At 73.8% G+C, this 1,173-nt stretch carries 1 protein-coding gene and 1 pseudogene; both read left to right on the top strand.

The window, feature by feature from the left end:
- Positions 1-588, top strand: a pseudogene (locus SPOPO_RS32210) (hypothetical protein); the annotation flags it as partial.
- The coding region (locus SPOPO_RS34685) for an SAF domain-containing protein (protein WP_019873115.1) at positions 588-1,173 on the top strand (586 nt) is incomplete at its 3' end. The pseudogene SPOPO_RS32210 and the gene SPOPO_RS34685, both read left to right, overlap by 1 nt.

The following is a 1,173-nucleotide window of genomic DNA, read 5'->3' as shown; positions in this document are numbered from 1 at the left end:
CCGCCCGACGCTGGCCCCGGTGGCTGGGTCATCCGGCGCTGCTCGGACGGGACGCTCGACACCGCCTGGGTGCCCACGGTCCGCGCGATTCGCGAGACCCCCGAGATGTTGGCGCAGCGGGCGGTGAACCGCCTGCCGCTGCCGTTGCCGGAGCCGCTGTTCGAGCCACGCCGGTCGTCGAGCGCGGGGCCGGCGACGCTGGTGGCCATCTCGACCTCGTTCTACCTCAGCGCCTGGGCACCGGCGTCGCAGCGCACCCAGGCCGGTTCGGTGTGGGCGGTGGTGAGCGCCGAACCGGTGTCGGCGACGTGGTGGCCGGGTGACGGCGGCGCCCCGGTGCAGTGCGCGGGCGCGGGCCGGGCCTGGACGGATCCAAACGCGACAGGACCGCGCTGTACCTACACGTACACCCGGTCCAGCGCGGCCGAGCCCGGAAACATCTACACCGCGCGGGTCACGGTGACCTGGCGGGTGAGCTGGCGCGGATCCGGTGGGCAGGCCGGGACGCTGCCGCTGATGCAGCGTCAGTCCGAGTTCCCGGTGGCGGTCGCCGAGCGGCAGACCGTCGTGGTCGGAGGGGGAAGCTGATGAGCACGCAGATCACCGACGCACCGAGAGCGCCGCGCAACGGCACCTCGCACGGATCCGGGGACGATCCAGGCCGTCTGGTCGGGTCTCGACCGCTGCCGACCCGGGCCCGTCGCCCTGGGCTGATCGGGGCAGCCATCGCCCTCATCGTCGGGTTCGCCCTGACCGGCGCGCTGCTCGTCTCCAGTGCGGGCGGCAAGACCGAAGTCCTGGTCGCCGCCCACGCTGTGCCGGCCGGACACGTGCTGACCGGCGAGGACCTGCGCGCCACCGGGGTCGCCGGCGACGTGCGGGCGATCGCCGCGACCGACCTGTCCACGGTGGTCGGCCGTACCTCGGCGGTCGATCTGGCCGCGGGACAGCTGCTCAACCGCGACATGCTCACCGACATCCCCGTTCCCGGCGCCGGGCAGGCACTCGTGGGTCTGGCCCTGGCCCCCGGCCGGTTCCCTGCCGACGGACTGCAACCGGGAGACCAGGTGCAGGCGATCGAGGTACCCACCGCCGCCGGGGCGGGAGCAGATCTTGGCTCGCCCCGACTGCTTGCCCTCGGCGAGGTGTACGCGTTGCGTGCGGACGGCACTT

The organism is Sporichthya polymorpha DSM 43042, from assembly GCF_000384115.1.
Taxonomy (GTDB): Bacteria; Actinomycetota; Actinomycetes; order Sporichthyales; family Sporichthyaceae; genus Sporichthya; species Sporichthya polymorpha.
This window is presented reverse-complemented; position numbering and strand designations above follow the sequence as displayed.